This is a genomic window from Stenotrophomonas sp. P5_A8, assembly GCF_056400545.1.
The window spans coordinates 1-530 of sequence record NZ_JBFULB010000659.1 but is presented as its reverse complement, the minus strand read 5'-3'; the positions used below and the strand labels follow the sequence as shown (position 1 = coordinate 530).

1 protein-coding gene is annotated in these 530 nt (G+C 67.0%); it reads right to left on the bottom strand.

All coding sequences use genetic code 11. From position 1 onward, the window contains the following. On the bottom strand, positions 1-530 hold a 530-nt coding region (locus AC1DQP_RS21330; protein ID WP_478052536.1), incomplete at both ends, for an acyl-CoA dehydrogenase family protein.

Here is a 530-nt window from a genome sequence, read left to right as displayed (position 1 = left end):
CATGGCGATCTTGAAGCCCTCGCCCTCCTTGCCCAGCACGTCGTCGGCGCTGGCCACGTAATCCTGGAACTCGATTTCGCAGGTGGCCGAGGCCCGGATGCCCAGCTTCGGCTCGGTCTTGCCGCGGTGGAAGCCGGCCTTGTCGGTGTCGATCATGAACGCGCTGATGCCGCTCGCGCCCTGGTCCGGGTCGGTCATGGCAAACAGCACGATGTACTTGGCGACCGGGCCGGAGGTGATCCAGCTCTTCTTGCCGTTGATCACGAAGCTGCCGTCGGCCTGCTTGACCGCGCGGCAACGCATCGCCGTGGCGTCCGAACCGGACTGCGGCTCGGTCAGCGCGAACGCACCGATGGCCTCGCCCTCGGCGATGGCGCGCACGTAGGTCTGCTTCTGCGCTTCGCTGCCGTGGGTGAGGATGCCGTTGCAGAACAGCGAGTTGTTGACCGACATGATGGTCGAATGCGCCGCGTCGCCGGCGGCGACCTCCACCATCGCCAGCACGTAGGCGATCGGGTCCATGCCCGCGC